We start from the raw sequence: 25,777 nt of genomic DNA on the forward strand, positions 1-25,777 counted from the left end.
AAAATTAGTTGTGGTAAGCAGTTACCAATTCAACTTCGTTTTTAGAGCCAATCACCACCGGTACACGTTGGTGTAATTCGGTCGGTTGGATCTCAAGAATGCGGACACGTCCAGTGGTTGATGCACCACCCGCTTGTTCCATCAACATACTCATTGGGTTTGCTTCATACATTAAGCGTAGACGACCGGCTTTTTTCGGGTCTTTGGTGTCGTATGGATATAAGAAAATACCGCTACGGCAAAGAATACGGTGAATATCACCCACCATACATGCCACCCAACGCATGTTGAAGTCTTTTTCACGGATAGAGGTTTTGCCCGCTTGTAGTTCGTCGATATAACGTTTTACAGGCGCTTCCCAATGACGTGCATTCGATGCATTGATCGCATATTCTTTGGTGTCTGCAGCCACTTGAATGTTTTCAGATGTCAGCAAAAATTCTTTAGATTCAGGATCAAACGTGAAGAATACCGTACCTGCACCCACAGTCAAAGCCATCATGCTTGATGGACCATACAGTACATAACCTGCAGCCACTTGCTCAGTCCCTGCTTGCATGAAGTCTTCTGCTTGAGTCACTGCATTTTTTGCAGGAAGAATCGAGAAGATGGTCCCTACACACATGTTGATGTCGATGTTGCTTGAACCATCAAGTGGATCGAACAACACAAGGTATTTACCGTTTTCTTGTGCAGGGGTGAACTCATCGAGTTCTTCAGATGCTAAACCGCCCACGTTGGCATTGCTTTTCAATGCATCAATCAAATAGTCATTTGAAATGACATCGAGTTTCTTTTGTTCTTCGCCTTGTACATTTTCATGTTGTGCGCTACCTAAAACACCTGCCAAGGCACCTTTTTGCAACAATACGTCAATGCGTTTGCATGTCTCAGCAATGGTTTGAATCACATTGGCAAGTTCAGGTGTGAGATTCCCTTGTTGTTGTTCTAAGTATTGGGAGAGTGTGCGATTCGACATAACAAATGAGCTCCAAAAAAGCGATATTTCGAGTAAAACGAAGAATGGCTCTATTTTAGAGAGTTCGACTCAAAATAGAAACCTTAAATAAGTTTTGTAGCGATTTTAAGCTTGAAAGGCAGAAAAAACCTGTTATGTTAAACATGTGGTTAATGAATACACAAGGAGCACGACAATGACAATTGAGAAATTTGAAGCGACTCCAACTGCAACTGAAGGTATTGATTTGGCGAGCATTAGCTCAGAAAAATCACAAGCTGCTTGGAAAGAATACGAAGCAAAACCAGAATATAAGAAGTTTAATAAACATGACTTGATCGAATCGATGCAACCGCCAAGTCCCATGCCAGTCCCAACGCAATCTTAATTTTTCTAAAGTCTGCTTAAAGCTTGGATTTTCAGTTCATTTTGAAATGACTGAATTAAGACATTAAAAAAGCGCCCATCATGATGAGCGCTTTTTTTATTCGAGCTTAGATAAGGCGTGTCACCCAACTAAGCTGAACCCTTCAGACTTTTAATTCCAAAATAATGAAATAGAAAATTTGAATTATTTAAGTAATGGTGGAACAGCTTCGTAGTTTAATTCTACACGACGGTTTTCTTTGTAAGCAGATTCGTCATGACCTGCATTGACAGGCATTTCTTTACCGTAACTTACTGCTTCTAACTGACCCGCGTTCACACCGTTGGTGATCAAGTAGCTTTGAACTGCTTTAGCACGACGTTCACCCAAAGCCATGTTGTATTCACGTGTACCACGTTCGTCAGTGTGACCTGTCAAAGCAAGTTTAGAGTTTGCGTTTGCCAAAAGGAACTGCGCATGTGCTTGAAGTGTTTGGTAATCTTCGTTAGACAAATCGCTGCTGTCGTAATCGAAGTGAACAACACGTTTCGCCAGAAATGCTTTATTTGCTTCAGTAACGCCTTTTGCAGACGCACCTTGCAAGTTTTGCGCATCAAGTGCTGCATCTTCGCTCAAACCTGCTGTGTTAACAGTAGTAGCAGTCGTTGGCGCTGTAGACGTTGTCAAGTCTGTTGCAGGCTTACGGCTTGCACAACCTGTCATTGCTACGCTTAATGCAAGCAAAGGTAACGCTAAAGTTTTGATGGCTTTCATGTGTTTCTCCTTGAAAATTGGATGAAATTATTTCGGTGCCCAAGCAGGCTCACGAACTTCACCTTGCTCACTTGGTAAATTCATACGGAATTTGCCATCGGTCGACATGATCGAAAGTAGTCCACGGTTGTTTTCACGTGTCGCGTAGACCACCATTTGACCGTTCGGGGAGAAGCTTGGTGATTCATCTAAGCTCGTTGGGGTCAAAATATTGGTGATACCTGTCGAAATTTCTTGAATCGCAACTTTGTAGTTGCTGCCAGAAGGGCGGTGGACTAAAGCCACATATTTCCCATCTGCACTTAGGGTGCCGCGTGCATTAAATGCGCCACGGAAAGTTAAGCGTTTGGTTGTGCCATCTGCAAAAGTATATTTATAAATCTGTGCTGAACCGCCACGGTCAGAGGTAAAGATAAAGCCTTTGCCGTCTGGGGTATAACGTGCTTCAGTATCAATGGCAGTGTCATTGGTCATGCGTTTAACTTGACGCGTTTCCAAATCCATTTGGTAGACTTCTGGGTTGTCATGCATCGAAGCCGTGAACAACATGCTCTTGCCATCAGGTGAAAAACTTGGAGCGCCATTTAAACCACGGAAGCCTGCCAATTTTTCACGTTGACCTGTGGCCAAATCTTGCACATAAATTGCAGGGCGTTTGGTTTCAAATGAAACGTATGCAATTTTCTTTGCATCCGGTGTCCAAGCAGGTGACAAAATTGGATCACGTGAGCTGAGGACAGTGCGAGGTTGTTCACCATCGGTATCGGCAATTTGAAGCGTATAGCGCTGCTGTGGTGTCGCAGGGTTACGCAGCACATAGGCAATACGACCACTGAAATCACCTTGAATACCGGTTAAGGCTTGATAAATCGCATCACTGATCATGTGACCTGCAGAACGCACACGCGACGCAGGTACAGTGAGTAGTTCATTCAGCACATATTGACCCTTTTCAACATCATACAGTTGATATTGAACCGCCAATGAACCATCTGCGTTCTTTTTCACATCACCTGTGACCACATAAGGTACACCGGCAGCTTTCCACGCAGGGCCATTGGCGTTGTTTAAAGAGGCAGTTGCCGGTAAATTTTTAGATGAGCTACTAAAACGACCTGAACGATTCAAGTCATTTTCAATAATTGGGTATAAAGAGGTGTCGTTACTAAAAGGAATAATGGCAATTTTTGGCGCTTCTTCAGGCGCTTTGGCAATTTCAAGGTGCAGTTGTGCATAAGAGGTTGTGATTACTGCAGGGCTACATGCTGCAATAATTGCCAAACCTAAAATATGTTTAGAGATCATTTTCATTTGTTGTCAAATACTCAAAAAATACTAGTTTTTGGATTGTTCATGCTTTGTAGCATAAAGACATGATTTTAATCTATATAAACCATGTAATTATGAATACTCCGTGTCCAAACAAAACAAAAACCTTGCCATAGGCAAGGTTTTTGGCGATTTATTTCACAGTAAATGAAGAAGTGAAACTACGGGCTTCACGTCTTGCATCTGGGTCTGATGGCATTGGATAAGGCGCTGCTGAACGTACCGCTTGTTCAACACTGGCTTTTACATCAGGATTCGATGCATTGACGATGACAGATGCCACAGCACCGCTGTCTGTGAGTGTTACACGAGCAGTCGCTTTTTCACCACTAGAGCCTGCTGGCATACGCCATGCATTACGCACTTTATTTTCAAAGTCACGTTTGGCAGAAGAGGCCACTTTTTTCGCTTCAGCTTTTTTGGTCGCTGCTTCTTCAGCGGCTTTTTTCGCAGAAGAGGCGCGTTCTTCAGCTTCTGCATCGGCTTTTGCTTTTGCAGCCGCTTCAGCCTTAGCTTTATTCGCTGCCTCGGCTTTTGCTTTTGCAGCCGCTTCAGCCTTAGCTTTATTCGCTGCCTCGGCTTTGGCTTTCGCTTCAGCGTCTGCCTTAGCTTTATTGGCTGCCTCAGCTTTTGCTTTCGCAGCAGCGTCTGCCTTAGCTTTATTGGCTGCATCCGCTTTGGCTTTCGCTTCAGCATCAGCCTTGGCTTTATTTGCTGCTTCCGCTTTGGCTTTTGCAGCAGCATCAGCCTTGGCTTTATTTGCTGCTTCCGCTTTGGCTTTTGCAGCAGCATCTGCCTTAGCTTTCGCTGCTTCATCTGCTTTGGCTTTTGCTGCGGCATCTGCCTTAGCTTTCGCAGCAGCTTCCGCTTTGGCTTTTGCAGCAGCATCAGCCTTGGCTTTATTTGCTGCTTCCGCTTTGGCTTTTGCAGCGGCATCTGCCTTAGCTTTCGCTGCTTCATCTGCTTTGGCTTTATCTGCAACTTCCGCTTTAGCTTTTGCAGCAGCGTCTGCCTTGGCTTTATTCGCAGCTTCCGCTTTGGCTTTTGCAGCAGCGTCTGCCTTAGCTTTATTGGCTGCCTCAGTTTTCGCTTTTGCAGCGGCATCCGCTTTAGCTTTTGCAGCTTCAGTCTTGGCCTTAGCATCTGCTTCAGCTTTTGCCTTATTGGCTGCTTCTGATTTCGCTTTTTGGGCAGCTTCAGCTTTCGCTTTGGCATTTGCTTCGGCTTGTGCTTTCGCCGCAGCTTCTGCTTTTGCCTTATTGTTGGCATCGGCTTTGGCTTCGCGTGCTTTCTCAGCCGCCTCAGCTTTGGCTTGTTCTGCGGCTTTAGCTGCTGCAAGAGCCGCTGCCTTTTCTGCCGCGGCCTGTTTTGCAGCTTCCGCTGCTTTTTGCATGTCTACTTTCGGTACAGCAGGTACAACAGGTGGTGGTGCAGCCGTAGGAATATTCGGTGCATCTTCAACAGGGTCTGCTGTCTGCTGTACTTCAGCTTTTACGTTCGTATCGGCAGTTTCGGTTGCATCCGATTCAACCAAAGGCTTCGGTTTTAAGTCTTCGGGCTTAATTAAGACTGTTTTAATTTCTTTGGGTGGTTCAGGTGGCTTGGTAATGCCTAAGAAAATCAAGCCAGAGATCGCCACCACATGGACACCGATGGTGAATCCAAGTGCAATCTTATTTTCTTTAGATTGTGGCTGTTTAAGTCTGTTCATAATTTAATCTACAGGCTTAGTCAGTAAGCCAACCTGCGTTAAACCTGCGTCTTGTAAAGTTGACATAAGTCCCATGACTTCACCATATGGACGAGTTTTATGTCCATTAATGACGACATTCAGTTTCTGATTTTCTGCTTCTTGTTGTGCTGTAGTCAATTGTTCCTTTAACTCATCCAAAGATACAGATTTTTTAATACTCTTGTATTCTAGATAATAAGAACCATCTTCTTTCAAGCTCACCATAGCGGGGGCTTCATCAGACACAATCGGATTGCTGTTGGCTTCAGGCAAATCAACTTTAATACCGCTTGTGATCATGGGTGCAGTGACCATAAAGATCACCAGTAGCACCAACATGACGTCAATATAAGGGACGACATTCATGTCACTTTTAAGAGGTTTTTTAATGCGCCCAAAGCGCCCAGAACGTTGGATCGCCATTATTCAGTTTCCTGTGTTTTTCCCACAGATTGACGTTGTAATAGCGCCACCATTTCTTCTGCAAACAATGCACGTTCCGAATAAACCTCTTCACTTTTTGAGGTGAAATGGTTAAATGCCAGCACCGCAGGAATCGCAGCAAAAAGTCCAATGGCAGTTGCAATTAAGGCTTCGGCAATACCCGGTGCAACAGTTGCTAAAGTCACTTGTTCCACTTGAGCCAAACCAATAAAGGCATTCATGATGCCCCATACTGTACCAAATAGACCAATATAGGGTGCAACTGAACCAATACTTGCAAGTGTACCTAGACCTTGCTCCATATTGCTTTGGTCACGGCTTAAACCGACACGTAAAATACGTTCTGTACCATCAATGGTGGGTGCAGTGTCCGCTTTGGATTTTTTAAGTTTTAAGAACTCACCCATGCCTTGATAAAAAATATCTTCAAGACCTTCACGCTTAGAGTTGACTTGTGCGTTGTTATACAGGGTATTTAACTCAGCACCTGACCAAAAGATTTTTTGGAAATGGTCATCGCCTTGTTGGGCTTTCTTATAGGTCATATGTAACTTGGCAATTAAGTACCAACTCAGGAGTGATGCCAATACCAAAATCAGCATGACCAATTGAACCACAGGACTTGCTTGTAAAATTAAATCTGAGATGTGAATTGAAGATTCTAGTTGTGTTGCCATAGTTACATGTGCCAAAAGTTTTTTATTCGTGAGCCAATTGAAGTTGAATCAAATCACGTATTTCATCAGGAAGTCTGAGCGGTTTCATGGCAGCGCTAATACATGCCAATTCAACCTCTCCAGAAGCTAGCATGATTTCACCACGATAAATATTTTGTTGCAATACAAAAGATGTGGCTTTACACGAAAGTACACGTGCTGTAACCGTAATGAGGTCATCCATCAGGATCGGACGTGAATATTTGAGCGCAATTTTGTGCACAACAAAGTTATATTCTTTTTGGTGCCAATAATGGGAAATACCTGAAGCACGTAGCCATTCTGTACGCGCACGCTCCATAAAACGGATGTGATTGGCGTGGTAGACAATACCACCTGCATCGGTATCTTCTATATAAACACGAATTTGAAATTCAAATTTGTTCGCCATATTCATTTCCCACGTTTAGCTTGGACGGTCTTGGAGTTGAGCATGTTCTTGCTGTTATTTTGTGTTCATGATGCACAAAATTTTGGTGAAGAACAATGCTATATAACGGGTCGCAGTTTAGCACTCGTGTTTATTCGTCCAATGGCACAAGGTTTCAAATCTTGTGGAGTCGATTCAATTGGTTAATATCGTCCCATTTACTACTCAATGCTATGCAAATGAGCCTAAAGTTTTAGAAATGAATCGAATTAAGACAATAAGTTGATGAATGTAAAATATACAATGGTTTAAAATTAACGCTATATTGATCATTTTATTGAAATTTTAGGGGCAGGGATGGTAGAGCAATTAGATAATAAAAATGAAGTCTTATTTAAAACATGGACTGTGCCTGAACAAGAAAACGTTAAGACTATTATTATTCAGCAACCAGCTGAAACACATATGGAATTAAATGCTTCTACAGATAAAACTGCGATTAGTTCTTTCGGTCTATCTGTAGTTATTGCTTTAATATTGGCAGGTTTGGCGACTTGGTATGCTTATTGGTGTGCAAAGAAAAGTTTTAGATTGACTAAAATGTCTTTTGATACAGTAGTTGCACAAATTAAAGCTTCAGAAATATCAGCATTGGATTTAAATACAAAATTATTTGAACAGCAAAAATTTCTTCAAGATAATGAACTCATATTTTCCTATAAAGTTTCAGAATTAGATAAATTAAGAACACTCATTTCAGAATATTTAACTTGCCTAATTTCTTTTAATACTGAAATTACACTCAAACTTGATATTTTAGATAATTTTCAAAGAATTGAGAAAGCTGCAAAATTTAATTTGAGAATTGCAAATTATCATCAACTCATAGAATTATTTTTAGACTGCCAAAATAATGATGAACATATGAGAATAAGAAATCATCTAAAAGATGTATTAAAGGCGCTTTGGGCTATTCGTGAAGTAATTGACAAAGATACATATACTATAAAATTGAAAATATCTTCTTTTGCAATGGAATTGCAATATGTCAAAGATATATTGAATGAATATTTAGCATCTGAGATTAGAAAAATTAAGGGAGAATAAATCTCCCTTTTCATCACTTCTCTTTCGGTTCAGGCGGTGTCATCCCAAACTGCAAATATGCCATATTCGTTGCAATACGACCACGTGCAGTACGCATCACGTAACCTTGCTGAATCAAATACGGCTCAATCACATCTTCGAGTGTGCCTGAGTCTTCCGCCATGGCAGCAGCTAAGGCTTCGACACCCGCAGGCCCCCCATCAAAACGCTCAAGAAGCATCGACAAATAACGACGGTCGAGGGTGTCTAAACCATCTTTATCGACATTCAGCATATCCAGCGCTCGTTGCGCCATCTCTTGTGTTACTTCGCCTGTACCTTTGACTTGTGCATAGTCACGCACACGACGCAGTAAACGATTGGCAATACGTGGTGTACCACGCGCACGACGTGCAATCTCTTGCGCACCATCTGCGGTCATCGGTACATTCATCAAATGCGCTGAACGTGAAACAATATGGGTGAGGTCTTCAACAGAATAAAACTCTAGACGCTGAACGATCCCGAAACGGTCACGTAGTGGAGAGGTCAGTAGACCTGCACGTGTAGTCGCTGCAACAAGAGTAAATGGCGGTAAATCCAATTTAATCGAACGTGCGCCCGGACCCTCACCAATCATGATATCAAGTTGATAATCTTCCATGGCGGGGTAGAGAATCTCTTCAATCACAGGGGAAAGACGATGAATTTCATCGATAAATAAAACATCACCTTCCTCCAGATTGGTCAACATGGCCGCCAGATCACCCGCACGTTCTAGTACAGGACCAGAGGTCGATTTTAGGTTGCCGCCCATTTCACGCGCAATAATATTGGCAAGCGTGGTTTTACCTAAACCGGGTGGACCAAAAATCAAAGTATGATCTAAAGCTTCACCACGACCACGTGCTGCACCAATAAAGATTTCCATTTGCTCACGCACCACAGGTTGACCAATATAGTCCTCCAGTGATGTTGGGCGAATGGCACGATCAAAATGATCTTCGGGTTTTTCAGAACCACTGATAATACGATCTTGCATATTTATCTATTCATCGATTTAAGCGCAGCACGGATAATGTCCGATGCTTCGGTATAATCCGCTTTGACTGCATTAATGAGTTTTTGAGCTTCCGCAGGTTTATAGCCTAAAGACTGTAGCGCAGCTTCAGCTTCTGCCACCGCAGAGTTGCCTGTAAATTGAATTTGTTCAGTGGTTGAATTGCTATGCGTTGCACCTGCGGACATGGCTTTAAAGCGATCACGCAGTTCAATCATCAAACGCTCAGCGGTTTTCTTACCCACACCGGGAACTTTGACCAAGGTATTGACATCTTCATGTTCGACGGTATGAATCAGCATTTCGACACTTAAGGTCGATAAAATGCCTAAAGCCATTTTTGGACCCACGCCATTGACCTTTAGTAAAGTACGGAAAATCGTTTTTTCACGGGCATCGATAAAACCATAAAGCAATTGAGCGTCTTCACGTACCGCCAAATGCGTCCATAAAGTGACTTTTTGACCTTTTTGCAGTTGGCAAAATGTTGAAAGCGGCGTATCAATTTCATAGCCCACACCATTTACATTTAAAACTACTGTAGGGGCTTCTAGAGCCAGCACTTCGCCAATAAGACATCCGATCATGAACGTATTTTCACTTCTATGTTAATGGTTGAATAGTAGATGCCTCAGGCATCAAACGCAAAATTTAGATGTAGAAAATCTTGCGTTTTGTTAAAAATATTTTCAAAAACAGATTATAGGAATCCTACCTTATTGCCCTTGAGTTCTTGAGCAAGGTTGTAGGCCTGATGGTCTGAAAACTTGGAAATAATATCGAGCACTTGCATGATATTGTCATAATGGTGATCACTAAAGTTTGCACCATAGCCAGATAAAATGGTCATTAAGCGACCTTCTTTAAAGCTATTGATTTTATTCGGCGTAGTCAGCGGAATGAAGGCATCTAAAATATGTTGCAAGCTTTGATGTGCCACAATTTCTAAGCCTGCTTTTTGCGGATGCTCAAAAATCTTTTCACGGGCTAAGTTCTTCGCTCGATTAATCCCAATTTCAATATCCTCAGCACAATATTGCAATAAACTGCCCTTGAGCTGACCCGATAAACTTTCAAAGTGATGTTTGGCAAATGCTGTCGTCACTTCATCGACCAAGCGTTTCATGACACGACCACGGAGTGCAGCAATTTTTTGTTGCCATGTGGTCAATGGGGTGTGTAACTCAGACGGCACACCATATTCACCGACCAAAGCCAAGAAAATCGGCTCAACTTCTTCATAAGACAACATATTTAAAATAATGCCATCTTCAAGATCAATCAGCGCATAACAAATATCATCAGCAGCTTCGAGTAAATAGGTCAGTGGATGGCGACAATAATGATATTCATCCAGTTGGATCAAACCCAGTTGTTCAGCGACTTGTTTCAGAATCTCTTTTTCAGATTGATAACAGCCAAACTTGGCACGTTTACTTGCGGGAATATTGTCCTGAGATTCGATGGTTTTAGACAGCCAAGGGTACTTTAAGTAAGCTCCTAAAGTTGCGTAAGTCAGACGCATACCCCCATCATTGGGATGGTAGTCAATTTTAGTGAGCAGTCTTAAACCTTGAGCATTGCCTTCAAATTGACGCACATCAGCTTGTTCCTCTAAAGACAAGGCTTTGAGAAAGTCACCATGTGAAGCGTCATCAAACCATTCACGAATCGCATATTCACCCGCATGTCCAAAAGGTGGATTACCAATATCATGGGCTAAACACGCCGCCTGAATAATCGCACCGACATCAGCAGGGGAAATCCACACGGGCAGTTCATCTTTGATCTTTTCTGCGGCGAGCATGCCCAATGAGCGCCCAATACAGGAGACTTCCAGTGAATGCGTCAAACGCGTATGAATAGCATCATGCTGAGTTAGTGGATGGACTTGGGTCTTACGGTTCAATTGACGAAAACTTTGCGAAAATATAATGCGGTCATAGTCTTTATGAAAGGGACTACGTGCCTGTTCAGAGCTTTGTTTTTTACTGCCAATTCGAATCGTGGACAGCAGTTCTAACCAACGCATTTGAGTCATTTATGGTTATTCAGTTATGGACTAAGTGCATGATGCCAAAGATTGCCTGAAATCACTAGGGCAGTGCGACATAAATTGTCTTTCTTCCCAATGACGATTATTTGAGAACAATCTAAACATGAAATGACGTGTTTTCTCGTGGAGATTGCAACAAAGCCATTGAAATTTGCAGACATTGACCTCATCTTTAAGGCATAAATAAATATTTAAGAGAATTGAAATTCTATGTTATTTCATTTGCCTAAATTGCCTGCTGAAATCCGTGTAACGCATTTGAATGCACGCATCAATGAACAACGAAAAAAAATTGCACAGACCACTGCCTCTAAATTTGAGCTATTACAGTTGGCTCAACAATTCTCTAAAGAAGCTCGCGCACGTAAGAAGAACAATCAAAAAGTGTATGTACTCGACTTTAAAGGGGACATGGCAGCTTCTGCGGTTGAAAACTTACGTGAAGAAATTACCCTGATTTTATCGACTGCTAAAGCAGGTCGTGACCGTGTATTACTGCGTTTAGAAAGCCCAGGGGGTATGGTGCATGGTTATGGTTTAGCGGCTGCACAATTGGTACGTTTACGTGATGCCGGTTTTCATTTAACCATTACTGTAGACAAAGTCGCAGCGAGTGGCGGCTATATGATGGCATGTATCGCCAATGAAATTGTGTCTGCGCCATTCGCAGTGCTCGGTTCAATTGGGGTGGTTGCACAAGTGCCTAATTTCAATCGTTTTCTGAAAGAGCATAATGTCGACTTTGAGCTGTATACCGCAGGTGAATATAAACGTACCGTGACCATGTTCGGTGAAAATACCGAAGAAGGTAAAGCCAAATTTGAACAAGAGTTACAACAAACACATAAGCTGTTTAAGCACTTTGTTGAAAAATACCGTCCACAATTGAATGTGGAAAAAGTGGCAACGGGTGAACACTGGTACGGTCAAGATGCGCTTGATTTGAACCTAGTGGATAAACTACAAACCTCTGATGAATATATGCTGGGTTTGTTGAGTCAGCATGATCTGTACTTGATTCAAACACGCCGTAAACCAACTCTGGGTGAAAAGCTCGGTTTACAAGCAGCCCAAATGGCCGATTCAGTCGTGCCTGCAGTGATGGGTAAAATTGCAGAAACCTTGTTTAAAGCCAATTCGAGTTTGGTACAAATGCGTGATCCTAAACTCTAAGTTTTGCACATTTGAAATGACAAAAAGCCAATCTGACGATTGGCTTTTTTTATAGGTTCTAGGCTAGAGTTTTAGGATTTTTGTTTAAACAGCATCATCAACCCCGTCATCATCGCCCCAAATGTCGCAATCAGCATGTCTTGATGCGCATCCCAAACATCGCCTTGCTGACCGTTATAGTTTTCCGCTTCTTCAGGTGACAGACCCATCGCCAACAGCCATTCAATCCATTCATACACCAAACTGCTCGCCATCACGAATTGAACCGTCAGAAAAAATAATGCTTTTGCTGATAGGGTAGGAAACCACACTTGAAAGAGGCGTAGAAAGAATGGATAGAGCAAAAGACCATAAGCAAAATGGACCAATCGATCATACATATTGCGTGTCCAGCCCATGGCTTGGTTTAGATCAAGATTGAAATATTGAATCGACCATTCGTTATAGGGCACAAGAATATAGATAATGTGTACCCAAGACGTGAATCAGTAAAAAGCCGAGATAGGCCACGAAACTCGCAAAATTCAGTCCCACTTTTTTAAACACGATCAATAAAGTGATGAGCATCAAGACTGTGCCGATCTGATGTAATAAATAGGAGGGGAATTCTAAGGGTGAAATGGATGCCACTAAAATACATCCAGCAAGGACAGCTAAACTCAGCCAATATTTACCTGTGAGCTGTCGATCAATGATTTGATTCATAATTTTAGGTTCTTATTATTGGTATAAAAATTGGCGTTAGTATAAACAACCGATATAAAAAAGCGAAACCGAAGTTTCGCTTTTATGGTACTGCTTAAGTCTTTCTAAATTAGATTCTAGACTTAAATGTTATGCTTAGATCTTAGAGATAAGCGCTTTGATTTGTTTCGCTTGATCCGCTGCATTACCTGTATAAGACGCAGGCGTCATTTCAGCCAAACGTGCACGATCTTCAGCAGGAACAGCTTCAAGTTCGTTACCGTTTACAAAGCTCACCATCATGTCGCGCGTCATTGCTTGACCACGCGTCAACGCTTTTAATTTTTCATACGGTTTTTCAACTGCATAACGACGCATAACCGTTTGGATTGGTTCAGCCAAAACTTCTTGAGCATTGTCCAAGTCTTCAAGTAAACGTTGAGCATTGAGTTCAAGTTTACCAATACCTTTCGAACATGCTTCGAATGCGATCAAGCTTTGTGCAAAACCAACACCCATGTTACGAAGCACAGTAGAGTCAGTCAAATCACGCTGCCAGCGAGATACAGGAAGTTTTTCACCCAAGTGACCTAAGATGGCATTGGCAATACCCAAATTACCTTCAGAGTTTTCGAAGTCGATTGGGTTTACTTTATGCGGCATAGTAGAAGAACCCACTTCGCCTTCTTTCAAACGTTGTTTGAAGAAACCTAGAGAGATATAGCCCCAAACGTCACGGTTGAAGTCGATCAAAATGGTGTTGAAACGACGTAACGCATCAAAAAGTTCCGCCATGTAGTCATGTGGTTCGATTTGAGTCGTGTACGGGTTGAATTCCAAACCTAAAGATTCAACAAATGCTTGAGAATGCGCAGGCCAGTTGATGTCTGGGTAAGCAGAGTAGTGCGCGTTGTAGTTACCGACTGCACCATTGATTTTGCCAAGAAGCTCAACATTTTTAAATTGTTTGATCTGACGTGCAAGACGGTAAGCCACGTTCGCCATTTCTTTACCCAAAGTGGTTGGGCTTGCTGTTTGACCGTGGGTACGAGACAACATCGGTTGTTCAGCATGTTTTTCAGCAAGTTCAGAAATCGCATCGATGATTTGTTGCATCGCAACCACTAACACTTCACGACCACTTTTCAGCATTAAAGCATGAGACAAGTTGTTGATGTCTTCAGACGTACATGCAAAGTGAATGAATTCGCCTGCATCTTTTAATTCATCAATGTGTGCAATTTTTTCTTTTAAGAAATACTCAACCGCTTTTACATCATGGTTTGTTGTACGTTCAATTTCTTTAATACGGTTTGCATCTTCTTCAGAGAAATCAGCAACAATCGCATCTAATGCAGCATTGGTTACAGCTGAAAATGCTGGCACTTCAGTGATTTCTGGGCGGTTAGCAAGGGCTTGTAACCAACGAACTTCAACTGTTACACGAGCATGGATTAAACCAAACTCAGACAGGAAAGGACGGAGAGCATCACATTTGCTTGCGTAGCGTCCATCAAGTGGAGAAAGTGCAGTTAAAGCGTTCATAGCGATTCCTTAGACATTGGAATTAAACGTAAAACAAAACTCATTTTCAGCATCCGTTAAACGGCCTGAAACTGTAAACGAGCGAGATCTTGAATATCTTTGAGTAACTTACGTTTGGTGAAGATCATTGACCATGAACTTCCACCAGACTGACGCCATAAATGCGCCATTTGTAAGCCTGTGAATAATGAGGCACGAATACGATTGGTATGTGCGCTGTCTTTAAATGCTTCAGCAGAACCTTTGACCATAATCCGAGGATTGATCGAGCCTGCTGTTTCAACATAGGTTTGTGCAAGATTGGCCAATACACTGGGATGTAAGTAATTGTGATCAAAAAAAGAAAGTTGTCTTAGGATTTTTTCTTGGGATTGTTCAATGATTTTGACGAATTCAGGATTGCTATACACCTTCTTCTCTAAATGTAATAAGCCCATGGCATAAGACATTGGAAGTTTGGCATTGGCGAGTTTTGGAATTTTAGGTTTGGGTGCAGTATTAAACGGTTGGGTAATGCTACTTTCTAATGTTTTTAAACCGAGGGAAATGTCAGCAAGTTGATTAAAAAAATCTAGAGTCTGACAATTTTGGTTGGCATCAGGGCGAATATTTAAACTCGCCTTGATCAATTGTTCGAGATAGAAGTTACCGAGATCACCAATGCTCTGTCGTCCTGAAAGTGCCGTCATATGGGTCAACTGCGTGGCTTGAAACACGCCTGCCAACGCCAAAGCTCTATTTTGACGTACATTCAGAGTTTGAAGCTGTTGAAACGGTAACTCTGTCATGCCGAATATTCCTTTAAATAAAATCAGGTTTTGGTGCATTGGTATGATGAATCACACCACCACCTAAACAAACTTCATCTGCGTAGAACACTACACTTTGTCCTGGGGTCACCGCACGTTGGGGTTCATCAAATTCGACACGAACACCATTTGGCATACTTTCGTCTTTGAAAATCACACACCCTTGGTCAGGTTGACGATAACGGGTTTTTGCAGTACAGCGGAAACCTGTTTCAGGAATTTCTTGTTCACCTGCAACCCAGTCAATCGCTTCACTCCAAAGTGTTTTACTTTGCATGAGTGGATGTTCATGACCTTGACCAATCACGAGACGGTTGTTTTCAATATCTTTATATAAAACAAACCACGCACCTTCAGCAGCGCCTTTTAAGCCGCCCATCCCGATGCCACCACGTTGACCGAGCGTATAGTACATTAAGCCGTGATGTTCACCAACCTCTTTACCATTATCCAGCACAATTTTTCCAGCTTGAGCAGGCAGGTACTGTTTTAAGAAATCATTGAAGCGACGTTCACCAATAAAGCAGATCCCGGTTGAGTCTTTTTTCTTCGCTGTTGCTAAACCGAGTTCTTCTGCTATACGACGTACTTCAGGCTTCTCAATTTCACCGACAGGGAATAACGTCTTGTTAATTTCACGACCATGCACTGCATGTAGGAAATAAGTTTGGTCTTTGTTTTGGTCATAACCACGGAGTAGCGGTGCATATTCTTCACCACGTGAATTTTTTAAAGTTTCACCACGACGGCAGTAATGACCCGTCGCAATAAAATCTGCACCTAAGTTAATCGCATGATCTAAGAACGCACGAAATTTGATTTCTTTATTACACAGAATATCGGGGTTTGGCGTACGACCTGCGGCATATTCTGCTAGGAAATGTTCAAACACACGATCCCAATATTCCATGGCGAAGTTTGCGGTATGTAATTTGATTCCAATTTTGTCACAAACGGCTTGAGCATCGGCGAGATCTTCCATCGCCGTGCAATATTCCGTGCCGTCATCTTCTTCCCAGTTTTTCATGAAAAGACCTTCAACTTGATATCCTTGTTGAAGTAAAAGTGCCGCAGAAACAGAAGAATCTACACCACCTGACATACCGACGATGACACGTTGTTGCATAGGATTAGGCATCCAAATTTGAATTAAAAGGAGAGTTTTGATGCTCATAAACGAGCGATAGTGGGAATTTTTGACCAGATATGGCATCTTGAACAGCTTTGATCACCAATGGACTTCGTGCACGTGCTGATTCTTGCAATTCATCAAGTGTCATCCATTTCGGACCAACAATGCCAGTATCTAAAGGTGCTTCAGGGAAGTATTCGAGCACATGAGCTAAAAAGCAAAATCTGTAATAGGTACGATCCGGAAACATCGGTGGGGTATAGGTATAAATACCCAGTAAACTATCAACTTCTACCGCATGTCCTGTTTCTTCCATGGTTTCACGTATTGCTGCTTGAATGATCGTTTCATTCGCTTCAACGTGACCCGCAGGTTGGTTAAATACGGTATGTGTGACACCTTCTGTATGTTCTTCTACAAAAAGGAATTTTCCGTCTTTTTCAACGACAGTCGCAACGGTAACGTGAGCAGTCCAAGCGGTCATGGAGAAGCACCATGGAGAGAAAAGGCTATTCTACAAAATTTAGCCGTGCATGACTATGGCGATTTCTTTAACAATTAGATATAGTATTTAAATTAGAAGAACGATGAAAGTAATAGATACTAATTATTAATGAAAATCAATTGAGATTTAAAATGCATCCAAATACTCCTTATGTAGTTGAATTTTTAATAAAAATTATGAAGAGGGAAAATTTGAATGGAATTTTAATTTCTGATGCAAATTTTAGGAAATTATTTGTTGAAAAAACAGATAAAAAAAATATGGAAAAAATTATTAAATTAATACAGTCAGAAGGATATGATGCATATGCATATAGTAAGAATTTTACTGGTAAAAAGTTCTATTTACATAGTTTAGTAATTTATAATCATACTAATCCCATGTTGTTGAATGTAGGAATTTATGAATCTATATATATTCTTAATCATCATCCTCTCATGCCCGAAAAAAGTAAATACGCTGTTTTAGAAATAGATCACAAAGTTTTTATTCATTGCAGTTCTGATCAATTTGGAGAGGCTGGATATTCAAAATATTGCCGCGTAATAAATTTTAATGTTAAAGAATATGAGACAAATGCCTTAAAAATTACAGTTGATGCTGAAATTATGCAAGATGATAAGCCATTAAATAAACTTTTTTCTTTTAATAAAGATTTATATTTCAATACAGACTTTCAGGATCCAGTATTAATATTGCAAATTAAAGAGTTAGTAAAAGAGGTTTATCCCATACAGAAAATTATAGAAAATGATGAACAAATACTATTTAAACCATATTCTTAATTTCTATGAATTATTAATTGTCAAAATTATTGTTTTCCTATGTGTGCAATGACTTCCAAAACTGAATCACGTTTTCCTTGATAATTTTCACCCGCAAATAATAATTTCGCACGTCGTGGTAGACGTTCTTCAATTAGATCAAATAGAAAATAAGTAGCAGCTATATCGAGTTGGTTAAATTTTTGCAGTACACACGGATACTTTTGGTTGTTAATTTTTGCACATTGATACTCGAACAGAAAAATCATGATGTCATTAATTTTAGAGTCGTAATCAATATTGAATAGATCAGCATCTGAAGCTGAAGGATATGGATGAGTCATCTACTTTTCTCATGATTATTCTTTTATCTCATCAATATCATAATTCAAAAATAAGCACAATCGCCTGAAATGATTCTAAGTGGTCAATAAAGATATTTTTATCTATGCTATTGTTTTTATGTGTAAAATTAATAAAGTATTCAGATTGAGCGATAAGAGTAAAGGTTGTGGCGTCCACAACCATCACACGTAAAATGATTACATATTATTGATTCTGAGCAATATAATGAGTCGAAACTTTGACATAATTCTGAGCAGAGTAGGGTAAGAATGCCAGTTCTTTTTCAGTCAGCTTTCTAATTTGCTTCACTGGACTCCCCATATATAAATAACCACTTTCAAGACGTTTATTCGGTGGAACAAGCGAGCCTGCACCAATCATCACATTATCTTCCACAATGACATCATCCAAAATAATGGTGCCAATGCCCACCAAAACACGATTTCCAATCGTACATCCATGCAATTTGACATGATGACCAATGGTCACATCTTCACCAATAATTAAAGGTGAACCTTCAGGTTTATCGGCTTTTTTATGACTGACATGCAACATCGAATGATCTTGAACATTCGAGTTTTTGCCAATACGAATATGATTAACATCACCCCGAATGACAGCAAAAGGCCACACCGAAACATTTTCACCCAAAACTACGTCACCAATCACTACAGACATCGGGTCAATATAGTTGGAATGATCAAATTGAGGATATGTGTCTAAATACGGTCGAATGTTTTGAGTCATGGCAAAAATCATTTTTTAGAATAGGTGGCAGTATAAATAAAAAAGCACCTATATCGAAATATAGATGCCATATCTTTAGTTTAACAACAACGGAGTTCAATCCAACTTAGAATAAATTGCTAAAGAATTGTTTGATGTGATCAATCATACGAGAGATAAAGCCTGCTTCTTCAACCGCTTTCAATGCAACAAGTGGCTTTTCAGCAATCACTTTGCCGTTTAAAGTCGCCGTCAATTTACCCACGACTTGACCTTTTTGCAGTGGTGCATTCAGGTTCGGTTGAACAGAAATTTGGGTTTTAATCGCATCCGCCTGACCTTTCGGCATGGTCACATTGAATTTTTCAGCAAGACCGATACTGACTTCATTTTCAGTACCAAACCATACTTTAGATTTCGCAATTTCTTGGTTTGCAGGTTGAACATTGACTGTTTCAAAGTTTGCAAAGCCCCAAGCTAAAATTTCACGTGTTTGAGATGCACGCTCATTCATGCTTGGCGCACCAAAAATCACAGAAACCAAACGCATCGGACCACGTTTTGCTGAAGTTGCCAAACAGTAACCCGCTTCATCGGTATGACCGGTTTTTAAACCATCCACACTTGGGTCGGTATACAGCAGCGCATTACGGTTGCCTTGCTTAATGCCGTTAAAGGTAAATTCTTTTTCAGAATAGATTGGGTAGTATTTTGAACTGTCGTGAATGATATGTTGCGCAAGAATCGCCATATCTTTTGCAGTGGAGTAATGACCTTCAGCAGGCATCCCTGTTGCATTGATAAAGTTGGTATTGCTCATGCCAATGCGTTTTGCTTCTTGGTTCATAGCATGGGCAAAAGTGCCTTCATTACCCGAAATGTGTTCAGCCATGGCTTTAGACGCATCATTACCCGATTGGATAATAATACCGCGGAGCATTTCCAACACAGTCGCTGTACCGTTTAATGGCACATACATGCAGGATTCAGAACTGCTACCACGACACCAAGCTGATTCGTTCATACGAACTTTTTCATCTTCAGTGAGTTGACCGTTTAAAAGTTTTTGTTCAATGATGAAACTGGTCATCATTTTGGTCATAGAGGCAGGTGCAAGTTTTTCATTTTCATTTTTACTAGCAAGGACTTGCCCTGTTTCATAATCCATCAGAACATAAGATTTATTATTCAATTCTGGTGGAGTGGATAAGACAGTTGCCGCATAAGAAAATGATGGTAATAGTAGTAATGCAGCAATGGCGCTTTTTTGGGTCATTCTGAGTCGTTCCAATCTTATGTGAAGCCAAATTCAGCCTTGCATTCTAGGATAAAGCAAAGCCAACTTCTACGGGTGAAGTTGGCTTATTTCACACTAATTGTAACTATTTCATCGAGTTTCGACTTTAGGGTTAGTAATCTTTGACATCTTCACAGACTTGAGCATTGCCTTTGTCGCCGGCAGCCTTAGCATCTTGGCGAGCTTGTTCTAAAGCTTGCTTAAAACTGCTTTGTTTAACAAGGCTTGTCAGGGTGCTTTCAGGGTTCTTTTCTTTTGGCATATAATCTTTTAACAGGCGTGCATAGCCAGCATCAAATTTTTTGTCTTGCTTAATAATCGAAGGACAAACTTCTGATAATACATAGATCGCAGCCAATTCATCTTTAGTCACTTGTTGATTGGTCACATCAATGTTTTCTTGAGGAACGTCTTTCTTTTCCTCTTTTTTTGCAAAGGCAGTCGGTACAAATGCCAAGGTGCTCGACAACAATGCCAAAGAGCACAGTTTTAAAATTTTATTTTGCGATTTGTTTTGCATCGAATACTCAAAATGTATAACTAAATGATTTGCATAGAATAAACAATTTTAATGAGGAAAAAACAGAGAAAATGTATTGATGCTGTAGGATTTGTTAGAGATTTCTACAGAAGAGCATTAAAGTCCAATTAAAAATAGACGCTATTAAATTCAGTGCTTTTGATTTAATAAATAAACTCAATCATTCCAAATTGGTATTTAGAATGATTTGAGTGCTGATTTGATCAGTTGTAATCCGCTAATGGAATGGGGGTTACAGACTGAGAATGTCTTCACAGCCTTGTTTCTGTTCAGTTTGATCGGCAGATAAACTATCTTTCTTTGCCTCCGCATACGCCGTTTGATATTCAGCATCTTGTTTAAGCTGTGCCAAAGTCGTGGCAGGGTTGCTTAAGCGTTTTAAATTGCTTTGGGTAAAGTGATTCACATGTTGAACAACTTTTTGATTTTCACCAATCAAAGTCGGGCACACTTCTGTTAAAACTTGTGCAGTGGCAATGTCTTCTTTCACCAAAAGGTCTAGTTCTGCTTTTGAAAGCGATTCCGCGTGTGCCACTGAACAGCTCAATAGTGTCCATGCGCAGACAAAGCTTAAGTGTTTGAATAATTTTATCATCAGTGTTTTTACCCAATGTTAAATTTTTAGAAAGAGTAATAAATATATAGAGTTGTTGAATATTTTCCTATCGTATAATGTACCAAAGCATTCGATTTTTGAGAGATCACGTGAATATTCTAATTGCCAATGATGATGGTGTTTTTGCACCGGGCATTCAAGCACTTGCGCAGGCTCTAAAACCCTTAGGGCGAGTGGTGATTGTTGCGCCTGAAAGTGAACGTAGTGGTTTTTCCAGTGCATTAACCTTAGATCGTCCCTTACGTCCCATCAAAATTGCAGAAGATGTTTGGGCGGTGAATGGTACACCGGCAGACTGCGTCTATCTTTCCATGAATGGCATGTTCGATTTTGAGTTTGATTTGGTGGTCAGTGGTATCAATAGTGGTGCGAACTTAGGCGATGATGTTTTGTATTCGGGTACAGTCGGTGCTGCTTTTGAAGGGCGTTTAATGAAACAGCCTGCGATTGCTGTTTCATTGGCAGGTGCCAATGTACGTGCCTATGACAAAGCGGAAGATTATGCGCAAGCAGCACAATGGGTACATGACTTCATTGCCAAAGGTTTGCCTGAGTTACCACCACGTCATATTTTTAATATTAATATTCCGGATGTGGACACGATTCAAGGCGCACAAATCACCTATCAAGGGCGCAGAATTCAATCTAAACCGATCACCACACAGGTTGATCCACGGGGTCGTCAAGTATTTTGGATTGGTTTGGCGGGCGAAGCGGTGACCGATCCTGCCAAGAATGCCCTGAACATTCAATCGGACTTTTTCGCAGTTGCAAATGGTTATGTCAGCATTACCCCGATTCAAATGGATGCCACCAATTATGCAGTATTGGATGATTTACAGCAGTTTTTGCATTCAAATTGATCATTAAATTAATTGAATGTTATAACTTTGTGAAAAAGCCGGTTTAATCGGAGTATTTAGCATTAATTTTGCTAATCTTAAGCCAATTTTAGTTTCAGTATTTTAGTTCTTGGAGAGGGAAATCATGCTTTTGGCCCCGTCACAAAAAATTTTAAAGATGCCTAAGGTATGGATCAATACATTACTTGTGTCGATGGTTGTGGTATCCACTTTAGCCATTACGGGTTGTGCTTCAAAACCACAAGTCAATAATCCAACACGTTATGCACGCGCACCTGATTTTTATACGGTACGTTCTGGGGATACATTAAGCGGCATTGCTTCTCGCTATGGTCTGAGCTATATCAGTGTGGCTGAAATGAACGACATTGCAGCACCGTACCGTATTTATGTGAATCAATCCTTACGTTTAAGACCGTCAGGCAGCCGTAATCAAACTCGTTCAACCACGGCGCCGTTAAGCGGTGGTGATGCACCGATTCAACGTCAAACTGTACAATTGCCGACCAACACCACAACTTATACACCGCCTCAAGTCAACACACCTGTCACCACAAGTACTGTGCCAGCGACTGCAGCGGTGGTTAAACCGACCTCTTTACGTTGGGTGAAGCCTTCGAATGGTCCGGTATTGGAAACCTTTAGTACCGCGAAGAATATTAAAGGGGTTCGTTTTGGGGGTAATGTGGGTGATGCAGTGCTTGCAGCGGCAGATGGGCAGGTGGTCTATGCTGCCGACGGTTTAAAAGAATATGGCAATTTGGTGTTGATTAAACACATCGATGGCTATATCACCGCCTATGCGCACAACAGCAAACTCTTGGTTGCCAGTGGTCAAAATGTCACTGCAGGACAGAAAGTCGCTGAAATGGGCTCAAGCGGTACAACACGTACCATGATGGAGTTCCAAGTGCGCTTAGATGGCAAGCCGATTAACCCTGCAAATATTTTACCTATCAATTAAAGATAGTTGATGCAAACTTAAAAATTCTTCGTATAATACAATGAGTTGCTTTTATCAGAATAATGAGTGAAGCATCTCATAATTTCAGAGGGAAATTTATGTTAGATCAACTTCGATCGATGGGTGTTTTTGCATGTGTGGTTGAGAAAAGTTCGTTTAGTGGTGCCGCACGCGATTTAGGCATTACCACGAGTGCTGTCAGCCAGCAAATCCGTTCATTAGAACAAGAAATGGAAGTGACACTCTTACACCGTTCTACAAGAAGACTAAGTTTAACGGAAGCGGGGCAAGCTTTTTTTCATAGCTGTCAAGAAATGCTCGCAGCAGCAGAACGCGGTAAAATCCGTATTAATGAATTAAGAGATGACTTGGTTGGCGATTTACGAATCGCCACTACACCAGAGTTGGGGGCAACGCATCTGGTACCTGCTTTATCGCATTGGATTTCGGCACATCGCGGTCTTACGGTGCATTTTGAAGCAGAAAATCAATTTATTGACCTGATTCAAGAGCGTATCGATATTGCGATTCGGATGTGCTCAAAAGTGGAAGAGTCCAATAATTTAAGCTATATACCGCTGGCACGTGTGGATCAAGTTTTGGTGGCATCGCCAAGTTATTTGAATCAAAATTCCCCAATCTCACGTCCCGAAGATTTGTTGAGTCATGATTTGATTCCGATCAATATCATGAAAAACCCGCAAAGTTTCACGTTTGAACATAGTGGTACTGGCGAAGCGGTCAATTTAGAGATGAAGCATCGTTTGCAGACCAACAATGTCATTGTAGCGAAATCTCTATGCCAAAATGGTCATGGTATTGCGCGTATTCTTTATCTTGATGTGCAAAAAGAATTGATGAATGGCACATTGGTTGAAGTTTTACCTGAATGGAAATTGCCAACATTTACCTTGAATGCAATGACCTTAAAACGTGAACAGCAACCGATGAAAATTCACCGTTGTTTAGATGCACTGAAACAGTATTTTGTACAATTGCCGGGTGGACGTATTTTCCAAGAAGCGTCTTAAAAATAGTGTTTACTTAGCCCATAAAAAAGCCGCTTGATGCGGCTTTTTTATGCTTGATCGAGTGATAAAAACTATAGCCAGATCAAAGATAAATGATTTATTTTAAAAAGTTTTGAATCGCAGGCACCAAACGAGCGAGTAAATCATCAGCTTGCTCATGTGTCATATTCAATGTGGGTAATAAACGCACCACATTGCCCGCTGTGACATTGATAATCAATTTGTGTTCATCACGCGCAATATTCACTAATTCTGCACATGGTTTTGGCAACTCAATCCCGATCATCATCCCAAATCCACGCACAATCACGTTTTGATCAGCCAATTGCGCACGGAATTGATCGACTAAATACGTGCCAATCTCTGCGGCATTTGCCACGATGTTTTCTTTTTGCATCAAATCGATAATCGTATACACAATACGTGAACCGAGCGCTGTACCGCTATAGGTTGAACCATGGTTGCCCGCAGTCAATATGCCCACACCTTTACCTTGAGTCATCACAGCACCAATCGGGAAGCCATTGCCTAGACCTTTAGCTGTGGTCATCACATCAGGCACAATGTTGGTGTGTTGATAGGCAAAATATTGGCCGGTACGACCGTTACCGGTTTGAACTTCATCCAGCATCATTAACCAGTTGTGTTGATTACAGATACGACGAATGTCTTCTAAGTAGCTGAAACCTTGAGGCGCAGTGTTGACACCACCTTCACCTTGAATCGGCTCAACCAAAATCGCCACGATGTCAGGATGGTTGATGGCTGCTTCTTCAATCGCTTCCACATCACCAAAAGGCACACGAATAAAGCCTTCAACCAAGGGACCAAAACCTTCCTGAACCTTTTTATTGCCTGTTGCAGACAAGGTCGCCATGGTACGACCATGGAAAGAGTGGTCAGCAACAATGATTTTAGGAAGCGCAATGCCTTGCATTTGACCGTATTTACGCGCGATTTTGATCGCACCTTCATTCGATTCTGCACCACTATTTGAGAAGAAAATTTCTTCCATGCCTGACACTTCTGCTAACTTTTGTGCAGCAGCGGTTTGCCAAGGCACTTCATAGATATTGCTGGTGTGAATTAAGGTTGCCGCTTGTTCTGCAATAGCCTCAGCCAATACAGGATGGGCATGACCTAAACCACAGACTGCGATACCGGTGAGTGCATCTAAATATTCTGTGCCATCTTCAGTATACAAATAAGAGCCACGTCCTCGGACAAAGCTGATCGGTTGACGGCTGAACACAGGCATCAAGTGTGAAGGTTGATCAGGTTGCACCGGAGCGAGGGTAATGTTGTTCATAACAAACTCTTATCTGTAAAGGTGAAAATAAAAGTTTATCTAATCAAAAACTAGAGCGGATTAAAAGTCTTAATACAAATTAAATTGGAAATATTCCGCAAGAAGTATTCTTTAATGCGGATTTAGGTATAATGCAGGCAGATGAGTTGAGGATTTAATCAATGACTGAACAAGCGCGTGATACAGAAGCGTTAATTCGCGATCAAATAGCTAAGCATGCTGTGCTTCTTTACATGAAAGGCACACCACAATTTCCACAATGTGGATTCTCTGCTCGTGCAGTAGAAGCATTGAGTCAAATTGGTCGTCCATTTGCTTATGTAAATATTTTGGAAAATCAAGATATTCGTGCAACTTTGCCACAAATTGCAAATTGGCCTACATTCCCACAATTGTGGATCAATGGCGAATTAATCGGTGGTAGTGACATTATGCTAGAAATGTTCCAAACAGGTGAGTTAAAAACACTTGTTGAACAATATAGCGCAGCTCCTGAAGCCTAATTCATCAGCTGAACATTAAAAAAGCGCCTTGAGGGCGCTTTTTTAATCTCTGCGGTTTATGTTCAAACCACAGATTGG

General features: G+C 41.1%; 29 protein-coding genes and 1 pseudogene. 9 read left to right on the forward strand and 21 right to left on the reverse strand.

The features are described from left to right. Window positions 1–4 precede the first annotated feature (4 nt). A complete protein-coding gene (locus G8D99_RS04910; protein ID WP_166323158.1) occupies window positions 5–979 on the reverse strand; it encodes a class 1 fructose-bisphosphatase in 975 nt (324 codons plus the stop codon). Window positions 980–1,154: 175 nt separating this feature from the next. Between G8D99_RS04910 and G8D99_RS04915 the strand changes: the two genes are divergently transcribed. Beyond that, a complete protein-coding gene (locus tag G8D99_RS04915) occupies window positions 1,155–1,346 on the forward strand; it encodes an NF038105 family protein (protein WP_166323160.1) in 192 nt (63 codons plus the stop codon). A 183-nt stretch (window positions 1,347–1,529) separates the two neighbouring features. Here the strand turns inward: G8D99_RS04915 and pal are convergent, their stop codons facing one another. The 6 genes from pal to ybgC form a co-directional block, all read right to left on the reverse strand. Further along, window positions 1,530–2,099, reverse strand: coding sequence for a peptidoglycan-associated lipoprotein Pal (gene pal, locus G8D99_RS04920; protein ID WP_166323162.1), 570 nt, complete (start codon window positions 2,097–2,099; stop codon window positions 1,530–1,532). A 27-nt stretch (window positions 2,100–2,126) separates the two neighbouring features. Next, entirely contained in the window at window positions 2,127–3,410 is a 1,284-nt protein-coding gene (gene tolB / locus G8D99_RS04925) for a Tol-Pal system beta propeller repeat protein TolB (RefSeq protein ID WP_166323164.1), read from the reverse strand. Between the two features lie 151 nt (window positions 3,411–3,561). After that, a complete protein-coding gene (gene tolA / locus G8D99_RS04930; protein WP_166323166.1) occupies window positions 3,562–5,139 on the reverse strand; it encodes a cell envelope integrity protein TolA in 1,578 nt (525 codons plus the stop codon). Window positions 5,140–5,142: 3 nt separating this feature from the next. Beyond that, the gene (tolR, locus tag G8D99_RS04935; RefSeq protein WP_166323168.1) at window positions 5,143–5,583 is read right to left on the reverse strand and encodes a protein TolR; all 441 of its coding nucleotides are present in this window, start codon (window positions 5,581–5,583) and stop codon (window positions 5,143–5,145) included. Continuing rightward, window positions 5,583–6,281 (reverse strand): protein TolQ, encoded by a 699-nt coding sequence (tolQ, locus tag G8D99_RS04940; protein WP_166323170.1) that lies wholly within the window; start codon window positions 6,279–6,281, stop codon window positions 5,583–5,585. The genes tolR and tolQ overlap by 1 nt, the downstream gene beginning before the upstream one ends. 22 nt (window positions 6,282–6,303) lie before the next feature. Further along, a complete protein-coding gene (gene ybgC, locus G8D99_RS04945) occupies window positions 6,304–6,711 on the reverse strand; it encodes a tol-pal system-associated acyl-CoA thioesterase (RefSeq protein ID WP_166323172.1) in 408 nt (135 codons plus the stop codon). A gap of 42 nt (window positions 6,712–6,753) precedes the next feature. On the opposite strand from ybgC, the gene G8D99_RS04950 reads away from it, so the two are divergent. Further along, complete coding sequence (locus G8D99_RS04950) at window positions 6,754–6,897, forward strand: hypothetical protein (protein WP_166323174.1); 144 nt, start codon at window positions 6,754–6,756, stop codon at window positions 6,895–6,897. A 150-nt stretch (window positions 6,898–7,047) separates the two neighbouring features. Further along, entirely contained in the window at window positions 7,048–7,797 is a 750-nt protein-coding gene (locus G8D99_RS04955; protein ID WP_166323176.1) for a hypothetical protein, read from the forward strand. A 13-nt stretch (window positions 7,798–7,810) separates the two neighbouring features. On the opposite strand, the gene ruvB is transcribed toward G8D99_RS04955, so the two are convergent. From ruvB to G8D99_RS04970, 3 genes are all read right to left on the reverse strand, one after another. Continuing rightward, window positions 7,811–8,818 carry a Holliday junction branch migration DNA helicase RuvB gene (ruvB, locus tag G8D99_RS04960; protein WP_166323178.1) on the reverse strand — a complete coding sequence of 336 codons (1,008 nt, stop codon included), beginning with the start codon at window positions 8,816–8,818 and terminating at the stop codon, window positions 7,811–7,813. Window positions 8,819–8,820: 2 nt separating this feature from the next. After that, window positions 8,821–9,423, reverse strand: coding sequence for a Holliday junction branch migration protein RuvA (gene ruvA, locus G8D99_RS04965; RefSeq protein ID WP_166323180.1), 603 nt, complete (start codon window positions 9,421–9,423; stop codon window positions 8,821–8,823). A 113-nt stretch (window positions 9,424–9,536) separates the two neighbouring features. Then, window positions 9,537–10,877 carry a deoxyguanosinetriphosphate triphosphohydrolase gene (locus G8D99_RS04970; protein WP_166323182.1) on the reverse strand — a complete coding sequence of 447 codons (1,341 nt, stop codon included), beginning with the start codon at window positions 10,875–10,877 and terminating at the stop codon, window positions 9,537–9,539. Window positions 10,878–11,102: 225 nt separating this feature from the next. Between G8D99_RS04970 and sohB the strand changes: the two genes are divergently transcribed. Beyond that, window positions 11,103–12,065 carry a protease SohB gene (gene sohB / locus G8D99_RS04975; RefSeq protein WP_166323184.1) on the forward strand — a complete coding sequence of 321 codons (963 nt, stop codon included), beginning with the start codon at window positions 11,103–11,105 and terminating at the stop codon, window positions 12,063–12,065. 71 nt (window positions 12,066–12,136) lie between these two features. Here the strand turns inward: sohB and G8D99_RS04980 are convergent. The 5 genes and pseudogenes from G8D99_RS04980 to G8D99_RS05000 form a co-directional block, all read right to left on the reverse strand. Continuing rightward, a pseudogene (locus G8D99_RS04980) lies at window positions 12,137–12,761 on the reverse strand (DUF2238 domain-containing protein). 144 nt (window positions 12,762–12,905) lie between these two features. Next, window positions 12,906–14,294, reverse strand: coding sequence for an adenylosuccinate lyase (gene purB, locus G8D99_RS04985; protein ID WP_166323186.1), 1,389 nt, complete (start codon window positions 14,292–14,294; stop codon window positions 12,906–12,908). A gap of 56 nt (window positions 14,295–14,350) precedes the next feature. Further along, window positions 14,351–15,082, reverse strand: coding sequence for a high frequency lysogenization protein HflD (gene hflD / locus G8D99_RS04990; protein WP_166323188.1), 732 nt, complete (start codon window positions 15,080–15,082; stop codon window positions 14,351–14,353). A 13-nt stretch (window positions 15,083–15,095) separates the two neighbouring features. Then, window positions 15,096–16,229 (reverse strand): tRNA 2-thiouridine(34) synthase MnmA, encoded by a 1,134-nt coding sequence (mnmA, locus tag G8D99_RS04995; RefSeq protein ID WP_166323190.1) that lies wholly within the window; start codon window positions 16,227–16,229, stop codon window positions 15,096–15,098. A 4-nt stretch (window positions 16,230–16,233) separates the two neighbouring features. Next, the gene (locus tag G8D99_RS05000) at window positions 16,234–16,719 is read right to left on the reverse strand and encodes an NUDIX hydrolase (protein WP_166323192.1); all 486 of its coding nucleotides are present in this window, start codon (window positions 16,717–16,719) and stop codon (window positions 16,234–16,236) included. Between the two features lie 152 nt (window positions 16,720–16,871). Between G8D99_RS05000 and G8D99_RS05005 the strand changes: the two genes are divergently transcribed. Beyond that, window positions 16,872–17,525 carry a hypothetical protein gene (locus tag G8D99_RS05005; protein ID WP_166323194.1) on the forward strand — a complete coding sequence of 218 codons (654 nt, stop codon included), beginning with the start codon at window positions 16,872–16,874 and terminating at the stop codon, window positions 17,523–17,525. 26 nt (window positions 17,526–17,551) lie between these two features. On the opposite strand, the gene G8D99_RS05010 is transcribed toward G8D99_RS05005, so the two are convergent. From G8D99_RS05010 to G8D99_RS05030, 5 genes are all read right to left on the reverse strand, one after another. Continuing rightward, window positions 17,552–17,848 (reverse strand): hypothetical protein, encoded by a 297-nt coding sequence (locus G8D99_RS05010; protein WP_166323196.1) that lies wholly within the window; start codon window positions 17,846–17,848, stop codon window positions 17,552–17,554. A 205-nt stretch (window positions 17,849–18,053) separates the two neighbouring features. Further along, window positions 18,054–18,596, reverse strand: a complete 543-nt coding sequence (locus tag G8D99_RS05015; protein ID WP_166323198.1) for a gamma carbonic anhydrase family protein — start codon at window positions 18,594–18,596, stop codon at window positions 18,054–18,056. A gap of 106 nt (window positions 18,597–18,702) precedes the next feature. Next, the gene (gene dacC, locus G8D99_RS05020; protein ID WP_166323200.1) at window positions 18,703–19,851 is read right to left on the reverse strand and encodes a D-alanyl-D-alanine carboxypeptidase PBP5/6; all 1,149 of its coding nucleotides are present in this window, start codon (window positions 19,849–19,851) and stop codon (window positions 18,703–18,705) included. Window positions 19,852–19,984: 133 nt separating this feature from the next. After that, window positions 19,985–20,392 (reverse strand): MCR_0457 family protein, encoded by a 408-nt coding sequence (locus G8D99_RS05025; RefSeq protein ID WP_166323202.1) that lies wholly within the window; start codon window positions 20,390–20,392, stop codon window positions 19,985–19,987. A gap of 253 nt (window positions 20,393–20,645) precedes the next feature. Continuing rightward, a complete protein-coding gene (locus G8D99_RS05030; protein WP_166323204.1) occupies window positions 20,646–20,948 on the reverse strand; it encodes an MCR_0457 family protein in 303 nt (100 codons plus the stop codon). 170 nt (window positions 20,949–21,118) lie between these two features. Here G8D99_RS05030 and surE point away from each other — a divergent pair, with 170 nt between their 5' ends. The 3 genes from surE to G8D99_RS05045 all read left to right on the forward strand — a co-directional run bounded on the left by surE (window position 21,119) and on the right by G8D99_RS05045 (window position 23,887). Further along, a complete protein-coding gene (surE, locus tag G8D99_RS05035) occupies window positions 21,119–21,892 on the forward strand; it encodes a 5'/3'-nucleotidase SurE (protein WP_166323206.1) in 774 nt (257 codons plus the stop codon). A 124-nt stretch (window positions 21,893–22,016) separates the two neighbouring features. Next, window positions 22,017–22,856 (forward strand): peptidoglycan DD-metalloendopeptidase family protein, encoded by an 840-nt coding sequence (locus tag G8D99_RS05040; protein WP_166323208.1) that lies wholly within the window; start codon window positions 22,017–22,019, stop codon window positions 22,854–22,856. A 98-nt stretch (window positions 22,857–22,954) separates the two neighbouring features. Beyond that, complete coding sequence (locus tag G8D99_RS05045; RefSeq protein WP_166323210.1) at window positions 22,955–23,887, forward strand: LysR family transcriptional regulator; 933 nt, start codon at window positions 22,955–22,957, stop codon at window positions 23,885–23,887. A 97-nt stretch (window positions 23,888–23,984) separates the two neighbouring features. Here G8D99_RS05045 and G8D99_RS05050 read toward each other — a convergent pair whose 3' ends face one another. Then, window positions 23,985–25,196 (reverse strand): aspartate aminotransferase family protein, encoded by a 1,212-nt coding sequence (locus tag G8D99_RS05050; RefSeq protein WP_166323212.1) that lies wholly within the window; start codon window positions 25,194–25,196, stop codon window positions 23,985–23,987. 161 nt (window positions 25,197–25,357) lie between these two features. Between G8D99_RS05050 and grxD the strand changes: the two genes are divergently transcribed. Continuing rightward, window positions 25,358–25,699, forward strand: a complete 342-nt coding sequence (grxD, locus tag G8D99_RS05055) for a Grx4 family monothiol glutaredoxin (RefSeq protein ID WP_166323214.1) — start codon at window positions 25,358–25,360, stop codon at window positions 25,697–25,699. Window positions 25,700–25,777: the final 78 nt, after the last annotated feature.

Origin of the sequence: Acinetobacter lanii (assembly GCF_011578285.1) — a bacterium.
GTDB classification, from domain to species: Bacteria; Pseudomonadota; Gammaproteobacteria; order Pseudomonadales; family Moraxellaceae; genus Acinetobacter; species Acinetobacter lanii.